The sequence below is a fragment of the Streptomyces sp. NPDC090088 genome (assembly GCF_044747345.1).
In the GTDB taxonomy this organism is placed as follows: domain Bacteria; phylum Actinomycetota; class Actinomycetes; order Streptomycetales; family Streptomycetaceae; genus Streptomyces.
This window is the reverse complement of sequence record NZ_JBIVDZ010000008.1, coordinates 1-22,626: the sequence shown is the minus strand read 5'-3', so window position 1 is coordinate 22,626 and position 22,626 is coordinate 1. Positions and strand designations below refer to the sequence as shown.

Annotated in this window: 21 protein-coding genes and 1 pseudogene; 14 read left to right on the top strand and 8 right to left on the bottom strand. The window is 72.2% G+C overall.

The features are described from left to right. Positions 1-22: 22 nt before the first annotated feature. The 3 genes from ACIPSJ_RS34195 (at position 23) to ACIPSJ_RS34185 (ending at position 1,990) form a co-directional block, all read left to right on the top strand. Complete coding sequence (locus ACIPSJ_RS34195) at positions 23-643, top strand: hypothetical protein (RefSeq protein ID WP_359219187.1); 621 nt, start codon at positions 23-25, stop codon at positions 641-643. Positions 644-771: 128 nt separating this feature from the next. Continuing rightward, entirely contained in the window at positions 772-1,233 is a 462-nt protein-coding gene (locus tag ACIPSJ_RS34190) for a hypothetical protein (protein WP_401351595.1), read from the top strand. Between the two features lie 307 nt (positions 1,234-1,540). After that, positions 1,541-1,990, top strand: coding sequence for an ATP-binding protein (locus ACIPSJ_RS34185; protein ID WP_359219191.1), 450 nt, complete (start codon positions 1,541-1,543; stop codon positions 1,988-1,990). A gap of 82 nt (positions 1,991-2,072) precedes the next feature. On the opposite strand, the gene ACIPSJ_RS34180 is transcribed toward ACIPSJ_RS34185, so the two are convergent. Continuing rightward, positions 2,073-3,104 carry a DUF2637 domain-containing protein gene (locus ACIPSJ_RS34180; protein WP_355707536.1) on the bottom strand — a complete coding sequence of 344 codons (1,032 nt, stop codon included), beginning with the start codon at positions 3,102-3,104 and terminating at the stop codon, positions 2,073-2,075. A 328-nt stretch (positions 3,105-3,432) separates the two neighbouring features. Next, positions 3,433-4,257: a (2Fe-2S)-binding protein gene (locus ACIPSJ_RS34175; protein ID WP_401351592.1), complete on the bottom strand. Its 825-nt coding sequence runs from the start codon at positions 4,255-4,257 to the stop codon at positions 3,433-3,435. A gap of 163 nt (positions 4,258-4,420) precedes the next feature. Here ACIPSJ_RS34175 and ACIPSJ_RS34170 point away from each other — a divergent pair, with 163 nt between their 5' ends. After that, on the top strand, positions 4,421-5,188 hold the full coding sequence (locus ACIPSJ_RS34170; protein ID WP_401351591.1) for a GntR family transcriptional regulator: 768 nt from the start codon (positions 4,421-4,423) through the stop codon (positions 5,186-5,188). A 253-nt stretch (positions 5,189-5,441) separates the two neighbouring features. Here the strand turns inward: ACIPSJ_RS34170 and ACIPSJ_RS34165 are convergent, their stop codons facing one another. The 3 genes from ACIPSJ_RS34165 to ACIPSJ_RS34155 form a co-directional block, all read right to left on the bottom strand. Continuing rightward, the gene (locus ACIPSJ_RS34165) at positions 5,442-5,921 is read right to left on the bottom strand and encodes a DUF2231 domain-containing protein (protein WP_355707532.1); all 480 of its coding nucleotides are present in this window, start codon (positions 5,919-5,921) and stop codon (positions 5,442-5,444) included. Between the two features lie 78 nt (positions 5,922-5,999). Next, the gene (locus ACIPSJ_RS34160) at positions 6,000-6,767 is read right to left on the bottom strand and encodes a hypothetical protein (protein ID WP_355707530.1); all 768 of its coding nucleotides are present in this window, start codon (positions 6,765-6,767) and stop codon (positions 6,000-6,002) included. A 168-nt stretch (positions 6,768-6,935) separates the two neighbouring features. Further along, entirely contained in the window at positions 6,936-8,633 is a 1,698-nt protein-coding gene (locus ACIPSJ_RS34155; protein ID WP_401351588.1) for a PucR family transcriptional regulator, read from the bottom strand. A gap of 373 nt (positions 8,634-9,006) precedes the next feature. On the opposite strand from ACIPSJ_RS34155, the gene ACIPSJ_RS34150 reads away from it, so the two are divergent. The 5 genes from ACIPSJ_RS34150 (at position 9,007) to ACIPSJ_RS34130 (ending at position 15,788) form a co-directional block, all read left to right on the top strand. Beyond that, complete coding sequence (locus ACIPSJ_RS34150; RefSeq protein ID WP_390976962.1) at positions 9,007-9,897, top strand: FAD binding domain-containing protein; 891 nt, start codon at positions 9,007-9,009, stop codon at positions 9,895-9,897. Next, positions 9,897-10,466, top strand: a complete 570-nt coding sequence (locus ACIPSJ_RS34145) for a (2Fe-2S)-binding protein (RefSeq protein ID WP_401351587.1) — start codon at positions 9,897-9,899, stop codon at positions 10,464-10,466. The genes ACIPSJ_RS34150 and ACIPSJ_RS34145 overlap by 1 nt, the downstream gene beginning before the upstream one ends. Before the next feature lie 5 nt (positions 10,467-10,471). Further along, the gene (locus ACIPSJ_RS34140) at positions 10,472-12,868 is read left to right on the top strand and encodes a xanthine dehydrogenase family protein molybdopterin-binding subunit (RefSeq protein WP_401351585.1); all 2,397 of its coding nucleotides are present in this window, start codon (positions 10,472-10,474) and stop codon (positions 12,866-12,868) included. Positions 12,869-13,024: 156 nt separating this feature from the next. Then, a complete protein-coding gene (locus ACIPSJ_RS34135) occupies positions 13,025-14,485 on the top strand; it encodes an NCS2 family permease (protein WP_401351583.1) in 1,461 nt (486 codons plus the stop codon). Positions 14,486-14,630: 145 nt separating this feature from the next. Then, positions 14,631-15,788 carry an XdhC family protein gene (locus tag ACIPSJ_RS34130; RefSeq protein WP_401351582.1) on the top strand — a complete coding sequence of 386 codons (1,158 nt, stop codon included), beginning with the start codon at positions 14,631-14,633 and terminating at the stop codon, positions 15,786-15,788. Between the two features lie 181 nt (positions 15,789-15,969). Here ACIPSJ_RS34130 and ACIPSJ_RS34125 read toward each other — a convergent pair whose 3' ends face one another. Beyond that, a complete protein-coding gene (locus tag ACIPSJ_RS34125) occupies positions 15,970-16,626 on the bottom strand; it encodes a Crp/Fnr family transcriptional regulator (protein ID WP_359219207.1) in 657 nt (218 codons plus the stop codon). A gap of 96 nt (positions 16,627-16,722) precedes the next feature. Beyond that, a complete protein-coding gene (locus ACIPSJ_RS34120) occupies positions 16,723-17,163 on the bottom strand; it encodes an SRPBCC family protein (protein ID WP_359219209.1) in 441 nt (146 codons plus the stop codon). Between the two features lie 156 nt (positions 17,164-17,319). On the opposite strand from ACIPSJ_RS34120, the gene ACIPSJ_RS34115 reads away from it, so the two are divergent. Both ACIPSJ_RS34115 and ACIPSJ_RS34110 read left to right on the top strand, forming a co-directional pair. After that, positions 17,320-18,360, top strand: coding sequence for a DUF2278 family protein (locus tag ACIPSJ_RS34115; protein ID WP_401351580.1), 1,041 nt, complete (start codon positions 17,320-17,322; stop codon positions 18,358-18,360). A 99-nt stretch (positions 18,361-18,459) separates the two neighbouring features. Continuing rightward, a complete protein-coding gene (locus tag ACIPSJ_RS34110; protein ID WP_359219213.1) occupies positions 18,460-19,692 on the top strand; it encodes a cytochrome P450 in 1,233 nt (410 codons plus the stop codon). Positions 19,693-19,701: 9 nt separating this feature from the next. On the opposite strand, the gene ACIPSJ_RS34105 is transcribed toward ACIPSJ_RS34110, so the two are convergent. Beyond that, positions 19,702-20,490, bottom strand: a complete 789-nt coding sequence (locus ACIPSJ_RS34105; RefSeq protein WP_401351579.1) for a polysaccharide deacetylase family protein — start codon at positions 20,488-20,490, stop codon at positions 19,702-19,704. A gap of 124 nt (positions 20,491-20,614) precedes the next feature. On the opposite strand from ACIPSJ_RS34105, the gene ACIPSJ_RS34100 reads away from it, so the two are divergent. The 3 genes and pseudogenes from ACIPSJ_RS34100 to ACIPSJ_RS34090 form a co-directional block, all read left to right on the top strand. Next, positions 20,615-21,262, top strand: coding sequence for a phosphoribosyltransferase family protein (locus ACIPSJ_RS34100; RefSeq protein ID WP_359219217.1), 648 nt, complete (start codon positions 20,615-20,617; stop codon positions 21,260-21,262). Positions 21,263-21,279: 17 nt separating this feature from the next. Further along, positions 21,280-21,702: a TIGR03668 family PPOX class F420-dependent oxidoreductase gene (locus tag ACIPSJ_RS34095; protein WP_401351578.1), complete on the top strand. Its 423-nt coding sequence runs from the start codon at positions 21,280-21,282 to the stop codon at positions 21,700-21,702. Positions 21,703-21,826: 124 nt separating this feature from the next. After that, positions 21,827-22,626, top strand: a pseudogene (locus tag ACIPSJ_RS34090) (hypothetical protein); the annotation flags it as partial.

Below are 22,626 nucleotides of genomic sequence, written 5' to 3'. Positions count from 1 at the left end.
ACCGATTCACGGGGGATCACTCATGCCCAAGCGCACCCGAGCAGGCGCGCTCACCGCACTCGCCGGCGCCGCACTGGCCGTCGGCACCGCGCTCGCCGCACCGGCGGCCGCCGCCCCGAAGGCGCCCGGCTTCCTCGCCGCGGCCGACCTTCCGCCCCGCCCCGGCACGTCCTGGACGGCCGGCAAGGTCACCGCCGGCATTCCGGAGGAGGTCAGGCAGGACATCTGCATCGGCGTCGGGCTCGGCGGCGGCCAGGACTCCTGGTACCGGAAGTTCCGGACCGACCTCGACACGAGTGCCCGTCAGGTCAGCGCCGAGCTGCCCAGCGTCCGCCTGGCGAAGGGCCGGTTCGCGAAGCTCGACGAGGACATCGTGTCCTGCGCGGACCGGATCGAGATGGCGGACCCGCAGATCCGGGCCACGTTCCAGGACCACGGCACCCTCCCGGTCGGGGACGGCGCCCATGTCTACGCCCTGCGCACCGTGACCGCCTGGGGAGCCAGTGACATCCGGCTGATCTCCATCGGCCGGGAGGGACGCACCGTCACCGTCGTGGACTGGGGGCAGCTCGGCGGCTTCGTGGACGCGCCCGTGAAGGCCTTCAAGAAGACCACCACCACGGCCGTGAACAAGCTCCACTGACGCACGGTCATCGGGACCGGGGCCGCCCTCTCCCTCGGGGGAGGGGAGGGCGGCCCCAGACGCAGGACACCAAGACACCAAGACACCAAGACACCAAGACACCAAGACATGGAAAACGGGGAACAGACATGAGCAGCAAGACCCGCGCCGTCCTCACCGCCGGCGTCCTCGCCGTGGCCCTCGGGCTCGGCGCCACCGCCCAGGCCTCGGCCGGCGCCTCGCGCAGCGTGAGCGGGAGCCCGGCCGACAACATCACCCGCATCGCGGACTTCTACGGCGCCTACATCGACGCGGAGACCGACCCGGACGGCAGCGGTGACCTGCCCACCGCGCTGCGCGCCTACTACATCGACCCGACCTACCTGAAGAAGCTGGCGGCCTGGGAGGACCGTGAGCACGCCGACGGGGTGCTGCGGGCCCAGAACACCCCGCTCAAGTGGAAGGTGACCGACAACGGCACGGCGAACCACACCGAGGCCGTCATCACCCTCACCTGGAGCCGCAACACCACCACGAAGCTGGTCGTCGACGTGAACCGCCGTACCCACAAGATCACTCACATCGGCACCACGGGCCACCGGGGCCAGTAGCCGGAAGGTCGGCTTTCGGCCAGCTTCGCCGGTGTCATGGACCGCGTGAATCAGCTCGGGGGGTTGTGCGAGGGGCTGATTCACGCCTGGTCCGTGGCACCGTTGGCGCGTACGGGACGGTCCGGGCGGCGGCGTACCGGCAGGGGCCGTTCCGGGACATGGCCGAACACCCCGGCGTCATCGACGTGACATGACTGGCCCGTGCCCGAGCGGGCATGGATCCCCGTGAACGTGTTCGATCAGGAGGGGAACCGGCAACAGCGTGCAGGCGGGGGTCATGAACAGTCAGGCACGAGGGGGCGGTCCCGTGGCCATCGGGGCCTCCTCGGCGAAGACAGCGGGGGAAGAAGCCGACACGACGGAACGGGAACACCCATCGCAGCTCAGGCGCCGGCTGGGACGGTCGGACCTACGGGCGGTGCCCGAGGCGCGCAGGGAACTGCGGGAACTGCTGCGGCACTGGGGGAACCCGGGCCGCTCCGAGATAGCGGAACTGCTCACCAGCGAACTCGTCACCAACGCACTCGTCCACACCGACCGCGAGGCCGTCCTGACGGCCGTCGTGGAGCCGAGCCAACTACGCGTGGAGGTGCGGGACTTCACCGCTCGCAGGCCGCGTGTGTGCGCCCCGGACACCGGTGACGGCACCCACGGCCGGGGCCTGGTCCTGGTCAACTCCCTCGCGGACGCGTGGGGGGTGCAGGCGCACGAGGTCGGCAAGTCGGTGTGGTTCGAACTGGACGCGGAAGCGGCCTAGCCGCCGCCTCGTACACGACGGGACGGGGGCGTGACCCTGAAGGTCACGCCCCCGTCCCGAGGTGTCGTACGGCAGCCGGTGATCAGCCGAACTGCTGCTCAAGGTCCTTGAGCTTGCGCTCCAGCGAGTCGAGCCGCGGGAGGGCCATTGTGTCGTCCTCCGCGGTCAGGTCGACCGTGATCGGGTCAGACCCTTTGCGGACGGGCTGAAGGGAGGGCCGCTGGCGTACGGGCAGCTGCTCCGGCGCTGCTATGGCAGGCTCCGCAGTGGGCTGGGAGGCGCGCTCCACCTGGTGCACCTCGTCCTGCCGGCCGCGTCCGACGAAGCCGCGGTGGCCCCGGCTTATCGCCTTGAGCTGGGCCCGCTCCAGGCGGTCCTGCTCGCGGCGGCGCAGCCGGTTCGTCTCCTTCTGCCGCTTGTCCTCGCGCACCTCGTCGACCGCCTCGTCCAGGCTGCGCACGCCTTCGAGGAGCATCAGCGACCAGGCCTTGTAGGTCTCGCGGGGGGCGCGCAGCCAGCGGACGATACGGATCTGCGGCAGCGGACGCGGCACCAGGCCCTGCTCACGCAGGGCGGCCTTGCGGGTCTGCTTCAGCGCGCGGTCGAAGAGGACGGCCGCGGACAGCGACATGCCGGCGAAGAACTGCGGAGCGCCCGCGTGGTCGACGCCCCTGGGCGCGTGCACCCAGTTGAACCAGGCCGCGGCGCCGGCGAACGTCCACACGAGTATGCGGGAGCCGAGGGCCGCGTCACCGTGGCTCGCCTCGCGCACCGCGAGGACGGAGGAGAACATCGCCGCGCCGTCCAGACCGAACGGGACGAGGTACTCCCAGCCGTCGGAGAGGCCGAGGTTCTGCTGGCCGAAGCCGACCAGTCCGCGGAACGAGAGGGCCGCCGCGACCGACGCGGAGGCGAACAGGAGCGCGTAGGAGACGGTGCCGTATATGGCCTCCTTGCGCCGACGCCGCTCCTCGCTACGCTCCCACGAGTCGTCCTTCGCGTGCTCCCCGCCGGACCGCTTGGAGCGCGCCAGCACCGCCACCGCGACCAGCATGCCCAGGAGCAGTACGGCGCCGGGTAGCAGCCAGTTCAGCGATATGTCGGTCAGTCTCATCTGGGGTCCCTTGCATTGGGATAGGGCGTATCGCCCGCCATAGTGGCCCAATCCCACTGGCCCTCAGGGGGTTTCGGGGCAAGAGGCCGCCAAGGAAGTGCAAGGGGATGCCCCAGGGCGGCATTCTGCTCGAACTGCCGCTTGAGGGGCGGGAGTTGAGTTCGAGTAAGACTACCCATACGGGTGGTTCCTCGGAAAGTTCCTGCGACAAGTGAGGAAGTTGTGAATTCACTGTCGACGCAGGAGCGATCTTGTCATCGGCGATCCTAGTGGATGCCGGGCGGTGCTCCGACCCGGGGGTGGGTCCGTACGACGGCCTGAGAGAACCTCAGGCCGCAGTGGCCGCCGCCAGTTTGGCGATCCGGTCGTCGTCGCAGGTGCGGGGGCAGGTGACGCAGGTGTCCTCGGGGCGCAGCGTGTAGTACATGCAGCAGCTCGCCCGGTCCCGGGTCGGCAGCGGCTCGCCGGCCGGCCCGGTCAGCACCCGGAAGGCGGCCGAGCCGACGTACGGCTTGGTGGCGCCCGGGAGCAGCTGTTCGAGTTCGCGTACGGCCCGTGCCTCGTCCCCGAGCAGTCCGGCGACGTACCAGAGCCCCTCGACGATCTCGTCGGTCGCCATGCCCCACAGTGCGCGCCCCCGCCGCCGCATCCGCGGCCCGAAGCCCCCGAGGACCGGTTCCAGGTGCTCGGCGACGGCCGCCCGCACCTCCGCCCGCAGCGCCTCCTCGCCGGCCACGACCACCGCGCCGGGCAGCGCCGCGGCCGGGTCGCCCGGGAGGCAGGCGAAGGAGGCGACGCGTACGGCCATCAGGCCCGCCGTGCGGTCGTACGACACCCCGGTCGCGGGGAGGCGGGGGACCCGGCGGTCCAGGAACCACGGGAGGGTGATCAGCAGGCAGGCGGCCCAGCTGTAGCGGTGCAGCCCGAAGCTGGCGACCACGTCGGGGCGGGCGGGCCGGCCGTGGTCCTGCCGGATCTGGTCCTCGTCCCAGGCGAGAAAGGCGTCCAGTCCGGGGCCGCCCGCGGCGAGCTCGGCGGCGCCGATCCAGCCGCCGCCCCGCGGTGCCGCCTCGCCGGGCCCCAGCTCCGTGATCACCAGGTCCGGGCAGGCCTCGGTGAGGCGCGCGTAGGCGACGGAGACGGGGGAGGTCATGGGCTACCACCGATCGGGTGCGGACCGACTGCCAGATAAGTAAGCCTTACCTTACCCAGTCGTTCGGAAGTTTGAACCAGCGCCTTGTGCGCCTAAGGTGCTTGACGGACAAGTAACAACCCGCCGTTAATGACCCAAGTGCCGACGACCCGGAGGAGGACCCGTGAAGCAGGACGCGCACGCGGCTCCCGCCGGGACGGCCCGGGTGCCGGCGCAGACCCGCTCCGGGGAGACGGCCCGGGAGTCCGCCGGGTACACCGCCGACGCGCCGGCCGCGCGGGGCGAGCACACGCACAGTGAGCGGCCGATCCCGCAGCCGCGCCCCGCCGTGCAGCGGGCGTCCGTGCGCGGTCAGATCCTGGACGCGCTGCGTACCGCGCTGGCGAGCGGCGAGCTGGCGCCCGGCGAGGTGTACTCGGGCCCCGCGCTGGGGGAGCGGTTCGGGGTCTCCGCGACGCCCGTGCGCGAGGCGATGCAGCAGCTGGCCCTGGAGGGCGCGGTCGAGGTCGTGCCCAACCGCGGCTTCCGGGTCGTGCGGCGGGGGGCGCGGGAGCTCGCCGAACTCGCCGAGGTGCGGGCGCTGATCGAGGTGCCGGTGATGATGCGGCTCGCGCGCAGTGTGCCGGCCGAGCGGTGGGCCGCGTTGCGGCCGCTGGCCGAGGAGTCGGTCCGGGTGGCGGCGACGGGGTGCCGGGCGACGTACGCGGAGGCCGACCGGGCGTTCCACCGGGCGGTGCTGGGTCTCGCGGGCAACGAGCAGCTGGTGCAGATCGCGGAGGACCTGCACCGGCGGGCTCTGCCGTTGCGCGGGGCGCGGGCCGAGCTGATGTCGGACGCGGCCGAGCACGCGGCGCTGCTGGAGGCGTTGATCGCGGGGGAGCTGGATGTCGTGCGGACGCTGGTGTCGGGGCATTTCGCCGACGCGGGATGAGATGAGCGGCGGGGTCGCGCCGTAGGGGCTGCGGGCGGTGTGCCGGGTGCGGGTGGTTCGTGGCTGGTCGCGCAGTTCCCCGCGCCCCTGACGGGGCACGTCGTAGCTGCGGGCATGCGTGCCTCCCCCAGTGCCTTAAGGGCCTGGGAGGTGCCCCCATGGGGCGGCACGGGTGGGCGCTGGGGGTCCCCCGGCCGAAGGCTAGGGGAGGCACCCTGCAAGCGCCGGTAAGCGTCCCACCCCCCGGTCGGACTCAGTTGCCCTGTGCCGTCTTGTCGTACGCGTCGTGCCAGGCGGCCTTCGCGCCGGAGTCGCCTATGCGGTAGACGTCGACGACCGCGCCGGCGGCGACGGCGACCGAGAGCGCGCCGACGGCGATCCGCACGGGGAGGGCGGAGAGGCGTCCGCCGTCGGGCCGGCGGGTCGCCCACCAGACGAGCGTGGCGAGCAGGAACAGGCCCAGAGCCCACGGGAGCAGTCCGTCGCCCAGTTCGGTGTGCCGGCGGACCAGGGCGTCGTCGCTGACGTGCCGCTCCAGCCACTCGCCCGCCTGGGTCGTCAGGGGCACGCTGAGCAGGGCGACGAAGGCGAGCACGGGCAGGAGGACGCCCAGTCGCCGGGCGGCCCGCGGCCACAGCGCGGCGGCGATCAGGGCGAGGGCGGTCAGCGGGACCAGGACGACGACGATGTGGACCAGCAGGACATGGGCGGGCAGGCCGTTGACGGTGCTCATGGCGAAGCGCTCCTGAGGGGATCGGAGGGGGCGCGTCAGCCTGGCACAGCAGACTCTCAGTTTCCTCTGAGGCGGGTCTCAGGCGGTCGCCGCTCCCGGGGTGGGCGGCGTCAGCTGCCGCGCCAGCCAGGTCGGGACGCCGCCCAGGAGCCGGAACAGGCGGCCGGCCTCCTCGCGCAGCCGGGACGCCTCCGGTTCCGACTCCGCGTCGGCGAGGGAGGCGAGGGCCGGGGCCGTGCCCACCAGGTAGCCCAGTTCCTCCCTGATCCGCAGGGACTCGGCGAAGCCGTGCCGGGCCTCGCTCAACTCGCCGTCGCGCAGGGCCAGTCCGGCCAGGTGGCGCCAGGTGAAGGAGAGCAGCAGCGGGTCGGCGTGGGCCGTGGCCGCCGCGTGGGCCCGGCGGTAGGCGGCGCGGGCCGCCTGGGGGGAGCGGGTCAGGTTCTCCGCCAGCAGGCCGCGGCGGAAGTCGAGCAGCGCCCGGCCGTGCGCCCCCGGAGGGATCAGCGCCGCCGCCCTGCCGAGCGCGGCCCGCGCCTCGTCGGCCCGGTCGCGGACGCCGTGCAGGGTGGCCGCGTAGGCGAGTTGGCCGCGTTCGCAGGCCGCCGCGCCCCGTTCCTCGTCGGTCCGGGCCACCGCCTCCGCCGTCCGCAGCGCGTCCTCGGCGTCCTCCCAGCCCCCCTCGGTGTACAGGCACCGCTCGACCATCAGCCCCGCCCGCTGCAGCGAGTAGGTCGGCGTGTCCGACGGCAGCAGTGCCGCCGCGTCGACCCAGCAGGCCCGCGAGCGCAGCCGCCATACCGCGGTCTGGAGCGGATCGTCACCGGCGTTCGTTCCGTTCCCAGACATGGCGGAATACGCCACGTTGCCCTCCCCTAGCGCGCCGTCGAGCAGTGAAGTGGTGGCCGCATTCCAGCATTGATCGCCGCGCGGGGCCAAGAGGGTGGGTGAATAATTTCACAAAGTCGTGGGACAGCGGGGGCACTTGGCGCGCTCCGCCTGCCCGCCCGCGTGACCTCAGCTCATCCGCAACGCCAAGAAGAAATCGAGTTTGTCCTCCAGCCGGGACAGGTCCCGGCCCGTCAACTGCTCGATCCTGCCCACGCGATAGCGCAGCGTGTTGACGTGCAGGTGGAGACGGGTGGCGCAGCGGGTCCAGGAGCCGTCGCAGTCGAGGAACGCCTCCAGGGTGGGGATCAGTTCGGCGCGGTGGCGGCGGTCGTAGTCCCGGAGGGGGTCGAGGAGCCGGGCGGTGAAGGCGCGGCGCACGTCGTCGGGGACGAACGGCAGGAGCAGGACGTGCGAGGCCAGTTCCTCGTGGCCGGCCGCGCAGACCCGGCCGGGGCGGGCGGCGGCCACCCGGCGGGCGTGCCGGGACTCCTCCAGGGCGCCGCGCAGCCCCTCCGCCGAGTGCACGGCCGCGCTGACCCCGAGGGTGACCCGGCCGTCGTCGTTCAGGCCCGCCGTCAGCGGGTCCCGGACCGCCTCCAGGAGGGCGTCGGCCTGGATGCCGGACTCGGAGCCGTCGTGCTCGGCGGCGACGGCGGGCAGCGGGACGAGGGCGATCGCCTCGTCGCCGGTGTGGGCCACCGCTATCCGGTCGGACGGCTCGGGGCCGGTCGCCAGCGGGTCGACCAGGATCTCCTCCAGGAGGGACTGGGCGACCGGGCCGCCCTCGACCTCCCCGCCGTCCCACTCCACGCGGGCGACGACCACCTGCCAGTGCGGGGCCGCGCCGAGGCCCGGCAGCAGCACGGGGGCGGCCACCCGCAGCCGGGCGGCGATCTCGGCCGGTGCCGCGCCCGTCTGGACCAGTTCGAGGACCTCCTGGGCCAGCCGGCGCCGTACCGTGCGGGCCGCGTCGCGCCGGTCGCGTTCCACGGAGATCAGCTGGGTGACGCCCTGGAGCAGGTCGAGCCGTTCCTCGGGCCAGTCGCCCGCGTCCGCCTCGACGGCCAGCAGCCAGTCCGACAGGACCGTCTCCCGGACGTCCCGGGCACCCTGCCCGGAGCGGCCTGCCCCAGCTACCGCTGGGAGGTGCCCCCGGCGGATCGGGAACAGGGAGTAGGTGGTCCCGTCGAGCAGGACACGGTGCGGGCCGCGGCGGCCGGTGCGGGTGGCGGCCAGGTGCTCGGCGGCCAGTCCGGCGCAGGTACCGGCGGGCAGCGCGGGGCCCGCCACCTTGGAGCCCGCGATCAGCCGGCCGGTCGGGGACAGCACCCAGGCGCGCAGGTCGAGGTCCGAGCCCAGCAGGTCCAGGACCACGTCCGGGCCGCCGCCCGCCGGACCCGAGGTCATCATCCGGCGGTGCCGGTCCACGACGGCCGCGAGGTCCCCGGCGCGCTCACCGCTGACCTGCCGTACGACATGCTCGGTGATCGTCGCGAAGGCCACCGACTCATGGACCGCGAAGAGCGGGAGCCGGTGCCGGGCGCAGGCCGCCACCAGGTCGTCCGGGACGGCGCCCAGCTCGGCCTCGCCGGCCGCCAGCGCGACCACCCCGGCCTGCACGAGCAGTCGTACGAACGGCTCGGAGTCCGTGGCGTCCCGGCGCCAGGCCAGGCCCGTCAGCACCAGCTCGCCGCCCGAGAGGTAGCGGCTGGGGTCCCGCAGGTCGGTGGTCATCACCCCGCGTACGGTGCGGTCCAGCTCGTCCTCGCCGCCGAGCAGCCGCAGCCCCAGCGCATCGGTGTCCAGCAGTGCGCGCAGCCGCATCTCGTCGCCGCCGTTCTGTGTCTCGAAATCTACGATGAATCTTGAAGGGTCACGGGGAAGGCACCCGGCGGGCGCCTCCGCGGGCCGTGACCGAGAGCTGCGGGACCGCAACCCGCGGTCGCCAGGGCGTTTCCTGCGTTTCCACAGGAAAACCAAGAGGTTACTGATGACCTCCGTTCATACGAATCTACAAGATGCCCGTGCTGGCCAGCCAACTCCTTCATGGTTTCGGTGACTGACCCCGCTGGAGTACGGGGCGGTGTACTGGCCTCATTCCGCGTTAACAGGACATGAACGAGCCGGGCCCGCCGCACACGGATTGGCTCAATCCGCACGACTCACGAGACTCACGAGACGGAGAAGAGAGCCGGTCATGGACTTCCTTCGCCCCGCCAGCTGGGAGGAGGCGCTCGCCGCGAAGGCCGAGCACCCCACCGCAGTGCCGATCGCGGGTGGCACCGATGTGATGGTCGAGATCAACTTCGACCACCGCCGGCCCGAGTACCTCCTCGACCTCAACCGCATCGGCGATCTCTACGAATGGGAGACCGGCGAGGAGAGCGTACGGCTCGGCGCCTCGGTGCCGTACACCCGGATCATGGAGAACCTCCGCACCGAGCTGCCGGGCCTCGCCCTCGCCTCGCACACGGTCGCCTCCCCGCAGATCCGCAACCGCGGCGGCGTCGGCGGCAACCTCGGCACCGCCTCCCCGGCCGGCGACGCCCACCCCGCGCTGCTCGCGGCGGGGGCCGAGGTCGAGGCCGAGTCGGTGCGCGGCTCGCGGCTGATCCCGATCGACGAGTTCTACACCGGCGTCAAGCGCAACGCCCTCGCGCCCGACGAGCTGATCCGCGCGGTCCACGTGAAGAAGGCCGACGGGCCCCAGCAGTACTCCAAGGTCGGTACGCGCAACGCGATGGTGATCGCCGTGTGCGCCTTCGGGCTCGCCCTGCACCCCGGGACGCGGACCGTGCGGACGGGCATCGGCTCGGCCGCCCCGACACCCGTACGGGCGAAGACCGCCGAGGACTTCCTGAACGCGGCGCTCGACGAGGGCGGCTTCTGGGACAACGGCAAGATCATCACCCCGTCGGTCGCCAAGCAGTTCGCGGACCTGTGCGCCGCCTCCTGCAACCCGATCGACGACGTCCGGGGCACCGCGAGCTACCGCCGCCACGCGGTCGCGGTCATGGCCCGCCGCACGCTCACCTGGACCTGGGAGTCGTACCGCGGCACTACTTTTCAGAAGGGGAGTGTCGCCTGATGCGCGTCAACTTCACCGTCAACGGACGTCCGCAGGAAGCCGACGACGTCTGGGAGGGCGAGAGCCTGCTGTACGTGCTGCGCGAGCGGCTCGGCCTTCCCGGGTCGAAGAACGCCTGCGAGCAGGGGGAGTGCGGGTCCTGCACGGTCCGCCTGGACGGGGTGCCGGTGTGCTCCTGTCTGGTCGCGGCCGGACAGGTGGAGGGCCGGGAGGTCGTCACCGTCGAGGGCCTCGCGGACTACGCCAGGCAGCGTGACCGCGGCACCGCCCACGGGACCTCGCTCGACCAGGCCCAGCGCTGGGCCGCCAAGGGCCAGGACTCCCAGACCGGCGAGGGGACCGAACTCTCCCCGGTCCAGCAGGCGTTCATCGACGCCGGCGCCGTCCAGTGCGGCTTCTGCACGCCCGGCCTGCTGGTCGCCGCCGACGAGATGCTGGAGCACAACCCCAACCCGAGCGACGCGGACATCCGCGAGGCGCTCTCGGGCAACCTGTGCCGTTGCACCGGCTACGAGAAGATCATGGACGCGGTCCGCCTCGCGGCCGCCCGGCAGGGAGAGGCGGTCTGAGCCGGATGCCCAGCAACAGCGCGCCCCTCGGCACTCCCGCCAAGGTCACCCAGGGTTCCCAGACCAAGGGCGGTATCGGCGAATCGACCCTCCGCCCGGACGGCATCCTCAAGGTCACCGGCGAGTTCGCGTACTCGTCCGACATGTGGCACGAGGACATGCTCTGGGGCCAGATCCTGCGCTCCACGGTCGCGCACGCCGAGATCGTGTCCATCGACACCGGCGAGGCCCTCGCCCAGCCCGGCGTCTACGCCGTCATGACCTACGACGACCTGCCCACCGAGGTGAAGAACTACGGCCTGGAGATCCAGGACACCCCGGTCCTCGCGCACGGCAAGGTCCGCCACCACGGCGAACCGGTCGCGATCGTCGCCGCCGACCACCCGGAGACCGCCCGCCGCGCGGCCGCGAAGATCAAGGTCGAGTACCGCGAGCTGCCCGTCATCACCGACGAGGCCTCCGCCACCGCCCCGGACGCGATCCACGTCCACGAGAACCGCGACGACCACCACATCGGCCACGTCCCGCACCCCAACATCGTGCACCGCCAGCCGATCGTCCGCGGCGACGCCGACGAGGCCGCGAAACGGGCCGACGTCATCGTCAAGGGCGAGTACTACTTCGGCATGCAGGACCAGGCCTTCCTCGGCCCCGAGTCCGGCCTCGCGGTGCCCGAGGAGGACGGCGGCGTCCACCTCTACATCGCCACCCAGTGGCTCCACTCCGACCTGCGCCAGATCGCGCCGGTGCTCGGCCTGCCCGAGGACAAGGTGCGGATGACGCTGTCCGGCGTCGGCGGCGCGTTCGGCGGCCGCGAGGACCTGTCGATGCAGATCCACGCCTGCCTGCTGGCCCTGCGCACCGGCAAACCGGTGAAGATCGTCTACAACCGCTTCGAGTCCTTCTTCGGACACGTCCACCGCCACCCGGCCCGCCTCTACTACGAGCACGGCGCCACCCGCGAGGGCAAGCTGACGCACGTCAAGTGCCGGATCGTGCTCGACGGCGGCGCCTACGCCTCCGCCTCCCCGGCCGTGGTCGGCAACGCCTCCTCGCTCGGCATCGGGCCCTACGTCGTCGACGACGTCGAGATCGAGGCCATCGCCCTCTACACCAACAACCCGCCCTGCGGCGCCATGCGCGGCTTCGGCGCGGTCCAGGCGTGCTTCGCCTACGAGGCCCAGATGGACAAGGTCGCGAAGCAACTGGGTATGGACCCGGTGGAGTTCAGGAAGCTGAACGCCATGGAGCAGGGCACGCTCATGCCGACCGGCCAGCCGGTCGACTCCCCGGCCCCGGTCGCCGAACTCCTGCGCCGGGTCACCGCCATGCCCCTGCCGCCGGAGCAGCAGTGGCTCTCGGCCGGCGAGGACGCGGACGTACGACAGCTGCCGGGCGGTCTGTCCAACACCACCCACGGCGAAGGCGTCGTACGCGGCATCGGCTACGCGGTCGGCATCAAGAACGTCGGCTTCTCCGAGGGCTTCGACGACTACTCCACCGCGCGGGTGCGGATGGAGGTGGTCGGCGGTGAGCCGGTGGCCACCGTGCACACCGCGATGGCGGAGGTCGGGCAGGGCGGGGTCACCGTCCACGCGCAGATCGCCCGGACCGAGCTGGGCGTCGCCCAGGTGACCATCCACCCCGCCAACACCGAGGTGGGCTCGGCCGGTTCGACCTCGGCCTCCCGGCAGACCTACGTCACCGGCGGCGCCGTGAAGAACTCCTGCGAGCTGGTCCGCGAGAAGGTCCTCGACCTCGGCCGCCGCAGGTTCGGTACGTACCACCCGGCCTGGGCCACCGCCGAACTCCTCCTGGAGGGCGGCAAGGTCGTCACCGACGGCGGCGAGGTGCTCGCCGACCTGGTGGACGTCCTCGGCGACGAGGCCGTGGAGATCGAGGCGGAGTGGCGGCACCGGCCGACCGTGCCCTTCGACCTGCACACCGGGCAGGGCAACGGCCATGTCCAGTACAGCTTCGCCGCGCACCGCGCGGTCGTCGAGGTCGACACCGAGCTGGGCCTGGTCAAGGTGATCGAACTGGCCTGCGCCCAGGACGTCGGCAAGGCGCTCAACCCGCTCTCGGTCGTCGGCCAGATCCAGGGCGGTACGACGCAGGGCCTGGGCGTCGCGGTGATGGAGGAGATCATCGTCGACCCGAAGACGGCGAAGGTCCGCAACCCCTCCTTCACCGACTACCTGATCCCGACCATCCTCGACACGCCGACCATCCCGGTCGACGTCCTCGAACTCGCCGACGACCACGCCCCGTACGGGCTGCGTGGCATCGGCGAGGCACCGACCCTGTCCTCGACTCCGGCGGTCCTCGCGGCGATCCGCAACGCGACGGGCCTGGAGCTGAACAGGACGCCGGTACGCCCGGAGCACCTCACGGGCACCTGACCCCTCGGGGCCGAACCGGCGAGTTTCCCGGGGGACTTGATCCCCCGGGCCCCCAATGTCCGTCCTGGGCCGTCCCCCGGGCCGTGCACATCCCAAATCCCGTACGTCGTGGAAGGCGACGCACGGGTGCCCCTGTGAACCTTGGGAGACGGCACCATGACCCAGCAATCAGTGGAGTCCAGGACCACGGCCGACGACGCGGGAGAAGGCACCCGCGTCCCGGCCGGACGCTCCTGGCTCGACCGTTACTTTCACATATCCGGGAGAGGCTCCTCCGTCGCGCGGGAGATCCGCGGCGGCGTCACCACCTTCATGGCGATGGCGTACATCCTCCTGCTCAACCCCCTGATCCTGTCCGGCAAGGACGCGGCCGGCGACACGCTCGGCCAGAAGGCGCTCATCACGGCGACCGCGTTCGCCGCGGCCTTCACCACCCTCCTGATGGGCTTCGTCGGCAAGGTGCCGCTCGCGCTCGCCGCCGGCCTGTCCGTCTCCGGCGTGCTCTCCTCGCAGGTCGCCCCGCAGATGACCTGGCCGCAGGCGATGGGCATGTGCGTGCTGTACGGCGTGGTCATCATGCTCCTGGTCGTCACCGGGCTGCGCGAGATGATCATGAACGCGATCCCGCTCGCCCTCAAGCACGGCATCACCATGGGCATCGGGCTGTTCATCGCCCTCATCGGCTTCTACAAGTCCGGCTTCGTGCACCAGGGCAAGGCCACCCCGGTCACCCTCGGCCCGGCGGGGGAACTCGCCGGCTGGCCGGTGCTGCTCTTCGCCGGCACCCTGCTGCTGATCTTCATGCTCCAGGCCCGCAACATGCCGGGCGCCATCCTCATCGGCATCATCAGCGGCACGGTGGTGGCCGCGGTCCTGAACGCGGCCGGGGTCATCGACCCCAAGCAGTGGGCCAGCGGCGCCGCCCCCGAACTGCACGGCTCCGCCGTCTCCATGCCGGACTTCTCGCTCTTCGGGCACGTCGAGTTCGGCGGCTGGGGCAAGGTCGGCGCGATGACGGTGGGGATGATCGTCTTCACCCTCGTGCTCGCCGGGTTCTTCGACGCGATGGCCACCATCATCGGCGTCGGCACCGAGGCCGGGCTGGCCGACGACAAGGGGCGGATGCCGGGCCTGTCCAAGGCGCTGTTCATCGACGGCGCGGGCGGCGCGATCGGCGGGGTGGCCGGCGGCTCCGGGCAGACCGTGTTCATCGAGTCGGCGACCGGTGTCGGCGAGGGCGCCCGGACCGGGCTCGCCTCGGTGGTCACCGGCCTGTTCTTCGCGGCCTGCCTGTTCTTCACCCCGCTCACCGCGATCGTCCCGCAGGAGGTCGCCTCCGCCGCCCTGGTGGTCATCGGCGCGATGATGCTGATGAACGCACGGCACGTGGACTGGGCCGACCGGGCCACCGCCATCCCGGTGTTCCTGACGGTCGTTCTGATGCCGTTCACCTACACGATCACCACGGGTGTGGCCGCCGGTGTCATCTCCTACGTCGCCATCAAGGCAGCTCAGGGCAGGGCTCGGGAGATCGGGGCATTTATGTGGGGCCTGACAGGGATCTTCCTGGTCTATTTCGCACTCAATCCCATTGAGAGCTGGCTGGGCGTCCATTAGACGCTCGGCAATGAAGGGCCGGTGGTTGTCTGCCGGTTCGCTGTGGCTGGTCGCGCAGTTCCTCCCCCAGCCTTCGGCCGGGGGGACCCCCAGCGCCCCTGAAGGGGCGCCTCACCCTGACCCTGTCGAGAAGGAGACCGAAGAGATGCTGGACATCGCCGAGGAACTGGACCGGTGGGTCGAGCAGGGCCGTGACTTCGCTGTGGCGACCGTGGTGGCCGTCGGCGGGAGTGCGCCGAGGCAGCCCGGTGCCGCGCTCGCGGTCGATGCCGACGGCACGGCCGTCGGGTCGGTGTCCGGTGGGTGTGTGGAGGGGGCCGTGTACGAGTTGTGCCGGCAGGCGCTGGAGGACGGGGAGACCGTGCTGGAGCGCTTCGGGTACAGCGACGAGGACGCGTTTGCCGTGGGGCTGACCTGCGGTGGAGTCATCGACATCCTCGTGACGCCGGTCCGGGCGGCGGATGCCGTCCGGCCGGTGGTGGTGGCCGCGCTGGCCGCCGCCGCCCGCGGGGAGGCGGCGGCGGTCGCCCGGATCGTCACCGGGCCCGGGGAACTGGTGGGCCGCGCCCTGCTCGTCGATGCCGCGGGCTCGTACGAGGGCGGCTTCGGTGCCCACCCCGAACTGGACCGCACGGTCGCCGCCGAGGCGACGGCCTTCCTGGACGCGGGCCGCACCGGCACCCTGGAGATCGGAGAGCAGGGCTCGCGCTGCGGAGCACCGCTCACGGTGCTGGTCGAGTCGTCCGTCCCGCCGCCCCGGATGATCGTCTTCGGGGCGATCGACTTCGCGTCGGCGCTGGTCCGCGTCGGCAAGTTCCTCGGCTACCGGGTGACCGTGTGCGACGCACGGCCCGTGTTCGCGACGCGGACCCGTTTCCCGGAGGCCGACGAGATCGTCGTCGAGTGGCCGCACAGATACCTGGAGGGCACCCCGGTCGACGGCCGGACCGTCCTGTGCGTCCTCACCCACGACGCCAAGTTCGACGTGCCCCTGCTCCGGCTCGCCCTGCGCCTCCCGGTGGCGTACGTCGGCGCGATGGGCTCCCGCCGCACCCACCTGGACCGCAACGAGCGGCTGCGCGAGGTCGGGGTCACGGAGCTGGAGCTGGCGCGCCTGCGGTCCCCGATCGGTCTCGACCTCGGGGCCCGTACGCCCGAGGAGACCGCGCTCTCGATCGCCGCCGAGATCGTCGCGAACCGGCGTGGCGGCAGCGGGGTCGCCCTGACCGGGGCCCACACCCCGATCCACCACGACGCGACGTCGGCGCCGGCCCCGGCGCGGCGGATCGGGTCGGTGGCCTAGCCTCCCCGAGCCGGCCACCCCCCCCCGTCGGGCGGAGCGCCCGGTCCGTTCCCCCGATCGCCGTACCGGTCCGGGCGCCAGGGGACGATGGAAGCGCGTTCCCGGCCGTGGCACAGCGTCAAATGACGCATTCGGCGGCGGGAGTTCCGTTCTCATGCGACCGGGGTGCAAGCGCGCCGGTTCACTCCTCCTCCGCCCAGCGCCGCAACCCCGCCAGGTCGAGTACGACGGTCCGCCCCCGCCTGGTGGCCACCAGGCCCTCCTGCTGCATGGCCCGCAGACAGCGCACCACCGACTCCCGGGACGCCCCGGTGGCAGCGGCCAGTTCACGCTGGTTCACCTGGACGGCGACCGCGCCCGGCAGTGTCTCCGGCGCGGCCGAGCCGTACTGGACGGCGAGCTTCACAAGGAGGCCGGCGACGCGAGCGCGGGTGGTGCGGGCGCCCTGTTCGGCGCGCAGCCCGTCGGAGTCCCGTAACCGGCCCACGACCGTGCGCAGGACCGACAGGCACAGGCCCGCGTCGTGTTCCAGGAGCCGTACGAAGGCGTCCGAGGCGACCACCACGCCCTCGCTGCGGCGCATCGCGGTGACCGTCGCGCCCCGCGGCCGGCCGTCGATGCAGGAGAGTTCGCCGAGGAGTTCACCGGGGCCGCGCAGGGCGAGCAGGCTGGTGTAGCCGTTGGCCGAGTCGACCGTCGCCTTCACCAGACCGCCGGTGAGCAGCACGACGGAGTCGGCCGCCTCGCCCTCCCGCATCAGGATCTCGCCGCGGACCCACCCGCGCGGGTGGCCCGCCTCCCGTAACAGCTTCGCTTCCCCGGGCGAGAAGAACGCCACCTCCGAGCCTCCCCGGCCGCGTCGACCCACGGTGACCGTTCGGCACCGGAGGGCCACTGTCCATCGTGCGGCCGGGGTCTGCCAAGGGGCGCCGGGTCAGGGGCTGCGGAGCAGGGCGTTGACCGCCCGCCCGAACACCGCCCGGGCCGTCCGGCGCACCAGCGGGTCGAAGGCCGACGGCAGCCCCCGGATCCGCAGCTCCTCGTGCCACAGCACCCGGGTCCGGCCGCCGGGGCCGGGGCGCACCTCCAGTTCGGCCCAGCCGAGCACCACCCGGCCGTGTTTGACCAGCCGGCACCGGCCGGGGCCGCCGTCCTGCGGGGGATGCCAGACGGTCACCTCCATGGGATCCTCGAAGGACAGCGGTCCGAGTCCGGAGCGCGCCACGAAGACCGTGCCCTCGTGGGTCGGGGGATCGGTGAGCACGGTGATCCGGGTCAGCGGGACCACGTCGGCGTGCCGGGACCACTCCGTGAGCCGGCGCCACGCCTCGTCGATCGGCAGTGGAGCCGTCCGTTGGAGGAGGAAGTTGACCACGGCACGATCGTAGGGAACCGGCCACCGGTTACGGGACGCGCACCGACTGTTCACAGGACCGACAGAATCGTCCAAGCCGGGCCCGAACCGGCCCCGGCCCCGTACGATTCCCGCCATGGCGGGCAAACCGCCCGCCTTCACGGGGAGTTGGTCATCATGCCCTTGAAGACCTACGGCGTACTGATCACGCGGGCGGTCGACATCCGGCGCGAAGGCGCCGCCGAGACCCCGCACTACCAGATCCACCTCGCCGACGACTCCGGCACCCACTACCGGGCCGCCGTCAACGTCCTGTCCCAGCAGAAGCCCGCCGACCTGCTCTACCTCGTCGACGACGACTTCAGGCACCCCCTCACCGCCCGCCTGGAGGGCCTGACGAGCGGCTGGAACACCCTGCCGCCCGGGCCCGGCGGCCCCAACCTCGACTTCGTGCGCGGCAACCTGTTCGACCCGGCGAAGATGCGCGTCCTGCCCGCGGACCGCCCCGGCCCGGACAACGACCTCGCCGACCTGCTCGACCACTACGTCCGGCGGGCCGTCGAGGACCCCCGCGCCCGGCTCTACCTCTTCGGCGAGCGCTGGGGGCCCGAAACCGGCGTCAAGGACAAGGTGTTCGGCTTCCTGCCCGGCAACGGTGTCCACGACATCCATATGAACCAGGGCAACAGCGGCCGCTTCGCCGGCGACGACGGGGTGTGGCAGGACGGCGGGCTGCTCGTCCGGCTCCCCGGCGGCGACATCGACGGTGGCGACGGCCAGGGCCAGGAGCGCTGGGTCGGGGTCTTCCTCGCCTTCCAGAGCCAGGCCTGGCACACCGACGACGCCACCGGCCACACCCTCCCCGACGTCGACGTCTCCCGTCCCGCCACCGGCGGGCAGCCGGTGCGGATCGTCGCCGCGCTGGTCAACCCGCCCGGCCCGGCCCCCGAGGCGGAGGCCGTCACCCTCCTCAACGCCTCGCCCGCCCCGGCCGACCTCACCGGCTGGCGGCTCGTCGACCGCATCGGCCAGTCCTCCCCGGTCCCGGCCGGCCCCCTGGCCGCCGGCGCCACCCTCGCCGTGCCGCTCTCCGGCGGCGCCCGACTCGGCAACCACGGGGGCGAGATCACCCTCCTCGACGCCGCGGGCCTCAAGGTGCACGGGGTGTCGTACACGGCCGAGCAGGCGGCCCGCGAAGGCTGGTGGGTCGTCTTCTGACCGGTTTCCGACCGGTTCCGGCCCGAACCCTGTCGTGGGCGTACGGCGGTACGGCACCATGAGCGCGACCCGTACCGCCGTCGTCCCGGGGGGCGTCTCGTGGAACACGAACCGCACGGCAGTCTCGACGAGTTGATGCGTGAGCCGTACCCCCTCTACACCCGGGCCCGGGCGGCGGAGGGGCTGCTGCACGTGCCCGAGCTGGACGCCTGGCTGGTCGCCCGGGACACCGACGTCCGCGAGGTGCTGCGCCGCCCGCTGGACTTCTCGTCGGCGAACGCGTTACGGCCGGACGTGCTGCCCTCGCCCGCCGCGCTCGAGGTGCTGGGCCGCGGCTTCGGCGGTCGGCCGGTCGTGGTCACCTCGGACGGGGAGCACCACCAGCGGCTGCGCGCCCCGCTGGTGCGCGCCCTGTCGCCCGCCCGGGTCGCGGCGGCCGTGCCGTACGCCCGGGAGCGCGCCGCCGCCCTCGTCGACGGGTTCGCCGAGGACGGCCGGGTGGAGCTGATGTCGGCGTACGCCCTGCGGCTGCCCGGTGACGTCATCGGCCGGATCGTCGGACTCGACCCCGCCGACGTGCCGCTCGTCGTGCACGGCGGGCACCGGGCCGAGCAGCTGCTGTTCCGGCCGCTGCCGGAGGCCGAGCAGATCGCCGCCGCCGAGGACGTGGTGGCCATGCAGCACGTCCTGGACCGCTGTGCCCGCGACCGCTACGCCCGTCCCCGCGAGGACCTGGCCACGGAGATCGTCGCCTCCGTGGCCCAGCCCGGGCAGGGCGAACTCCCGCCGGACGGCCGGCACGAGGCCGTCGCCCATCTCCAGAACCTGCTGATCGCCGGGCACCTGACCACCACCGCGCTGATCGGCACCACCGTGCTGCACCTGCTGAGCCACCGGGACCAGTGGGAGCTGCTCGGCGAGCGGCCCGATCTGATCCCGGCGGCCGTCGAGGAGGCGGCCCGCTACGACGGCGCGCTCCAGGGCTTCCGCCGGGTCACCACCCGGCCGGTCACCCTGGCGGGCACCGAACTCCCGGCCGGGGCTGAGCTGTTCGTCGCCTTCGGCGCCGCCAACCGCGACGCCTCGCGCCACCCCCGCCCCGACACGTTCGACATCACCCGCGACGCCCCCGCCCGCCACCTCGCCTTCGGCTTCGGCGCCCACGCCTGCGTCGGCGCCCAGCTGGCCCGCGAGCAACTCCGCGTCACCGTCGAGGAACTGACCCGCCGCCTGCCCGGCCTGCGGCTCGCCGAGGGCCGCCCGGTCACCATGCGGCCGACGATGATCCACCGCTCACCGGAGGAACTGCACCTCACGTGGCCGGTGGCTTAGGGGCGGCCCCTAAGGGCGGTACACCTTGCCCGGTACGGCCTTGCCGGGGGCCAGCAGCTGCGGGACCGTCACGAACACGTAGCCGCGTTCCTTGAGGGCGTCGATGATGCCGGGCACGGCCGGGACGGTGCCGCGGTAGATGTCGTGGAGCAGGATGATGCCGTCCCGGGACGCCTGGTCCAGGACCCGTCGGGTGATGAGCCGGGGGTCGGTGGTCAGGTAGTCCTTGGCGGTGACGCTCCACAGCACCTCGGAGAGGCCCAGCTCACGGCAGATCCGGTGCACGTTCGCGTCGGTGCGGCCCTGCGGCGGGCGCATCAGGGTGGGCCTGCGGCCGGTGAGGCGCTCGATCGCGTCGTCGGGGCGGGTGAGTTCCTCGCGTATCTGCCGGTCCGGGATCCGGGTGAGGATCTTGTGGTCCCAGGTGTGGCTGGCGACCTCGTGCCCCTCCGCCGCCATCCGCTTCACCAGCTCCGGGTACTTCTCTATGTGCCGCTTGCCCAGCAGGAAGAAGGTCGCCGGGACGTGCTTCTCCTTGAGGATGTCGAGCAGCCGGGCCGAGTTCTCGCTGGGGCCCGCGTCGAAGGTGAGCGCGATGCACTTCGCCTCCCGGCAGTCGACGGTCCCGAACCGGACCTGACCGCCCTTCGCGGCGTGGTCGCGGGCGTCGGCGGGTGACGTCGTGTCGACCTTCGCGCAGCCGGACAGGGCGAGGGCGAGACAGACGGCGGCGATGGTCGGGAACCCGAACAGCCGTCTTCCCCTCTTCTTGATCGGAAGCTTGCTCCACAGTGGCATGCGGGGACTATACACATAGTGTATAGAATGCGTGTGCGAATTAATGGAGGCGGACTCGGCTTCCGGTGCCCTCGGGTGTGAGCATGGAGGAAGGGGACCCGACCTCACCCGGAGAGGACCGGCCGTGCGCTACCGGGACCGTGCCCACGCGGGCCGCGAACTCGCCGCGGTGCTGAGGAAGTCGTGCGACAAGGGGGAGCTGCCGGACCCGATCGTGCTGGCCCTGCCCCGCGGTGGCGTGGCGGTCGCCGCACAGATCGCGCGGGAGCTGCCGGCCCCGCTGGACGTCCTCGTCGTCCGCAAGATCGGCGCCCCGTACCACGAGGAGTTCGGCGTCGGCGCGATCGCCGGGGACGACCCGCCGCTCTTCGACCTCGCGACCCTGACCCGCCTCGGCATGGACGAGGAGTCCCTGGCCCCCGTCGTGGAGCGCGAGCGGCAGGAACTGCGCCGCCGCGAGCGCCGCTACCGGGAGGGCCGGCCGCCGCCCGAACTGCGCGGCCGTACCGCGATCGTCGTCGACGACGGCCTCGCCACCGGCAACACCGCCCGCGCCGCCCTGCGCCACGTGCGGCGGCGGAACCCCGCCCGGACCGTCCTGGCCGTCCCGGTCGGCGCCCCCGACTCCCTCGACGCGCTCGCCGCGGAGGCCGACCTCGTCGTCTGCCCGCACCGTCCGGTGATCTTCAGCTCGGTCGGGCAGTGGTACGACGACTTCGCCCAGCTCACCGACGCCGACGTGCTCGACGCGCTGCGCGGGGCCGGGGCCTGACGGGGGGAGGGGGCGCGGTGCCGGAACTCTCCGAGGGCGAGGCGCGGCGGCGGTTCACCGCGGCCCGGGTGGCCCGCCTCGCGACCGTGGACGAGACCGGCCGCCCCCACCTGGTGCCGGTCGTCTTCGCACGGTACGGCGCCGACGGGATCGTCACCGCCGTCGACCACAAGCCGAAGACCACAACCCGCCTCAAGCGGCTGCGCAACATCGCCGCGCGGCCGTCGGTCTCGCTGCTCGTGGACGTGTACGACGACGAGAACTGGGACCGCCTCTGGTGGGTCCGGGCGGACGGCGACGCGACGCTGCTTTCCGCCGACGAGGCGGTCGTCGAGCCGCTGCGCGAGAAATACCCGCAATACCGGGAGCGGCCCCCGAATGCCACGGTCATTCTGGTGACCGTCTCGCGCTGGACCGGCTGGCAGGCGACCCCCTTTTAGACGGTGAATTTCCCCCTGTCAAGTCCCGAGCTGTCGGAACGTGACCCCTGCGCGGGCTGCGCGCCTACTGGAAGCACGAGCCCGACCGGAGACACCGGAAAGGGCGCTTCCGAAGGAGAAGGAAATGATCCGCAAGACGCGCAACGCCGACAGCGAGGGAAACCGTTCGAAGCGTCGTCTGGGTGCGGCGGCCGTGCTGGCCTCCGCGGTGGCCGTCGCCGGTGGCGTGGTCCTGCCGGCCGCGGTGGCAACGGCGGCCCCGATGCCGAAGGCGCCGGCGGCGCCCGCGGCCGACGCCCACCTGTCCAAGGCGCTCAAGAAGTCCTGCGGCAAGAAGCCGCCGGCGAGCCATTCGCAGGGCCGGGTGTACTCGTGCTGGGCCAACAACAAGCATTACTACTGGGACGAGGAATACCACTGCTATTACTACCTCGTCGGCTCGCACAAGTACTTCTGGGACTGGGACAACGACTGCTATTACGTGGTCAAGAACCACCACAAGTACTACTGGGACCACCACTACGACTGCTACTACGTCGTGGAGAAGCACCACAAGTACTACTACTGGGAGTCCTACGGCCACTACAACTACTGGGAGCACAACAAGCACGAGAAGCACTGGGACCACTGGGACAACGACTGCTGGAAGAAGCCCGACTGGGTGGACAAGCACGACAAGGAACACCCGGACGACAAGGGCAAGGACAACTCCGAGCACGGCCAGCCCCCGGCCAAGGGCCCCGACGGCACCCAGACCACGGAGAAGGGCGACGGCGGGACCGATCAGGGTGGGACCGAGCAGGGCGGTACTGACCAGGGTGGGACCGATCAGGGCGGTACTGACCAGGGTGGGACCGATCAGGGCGGTACTGACCAGGGTGGGACCGATCAGGGCGGTACTGACCAGGGTGGGACCGATCAGGG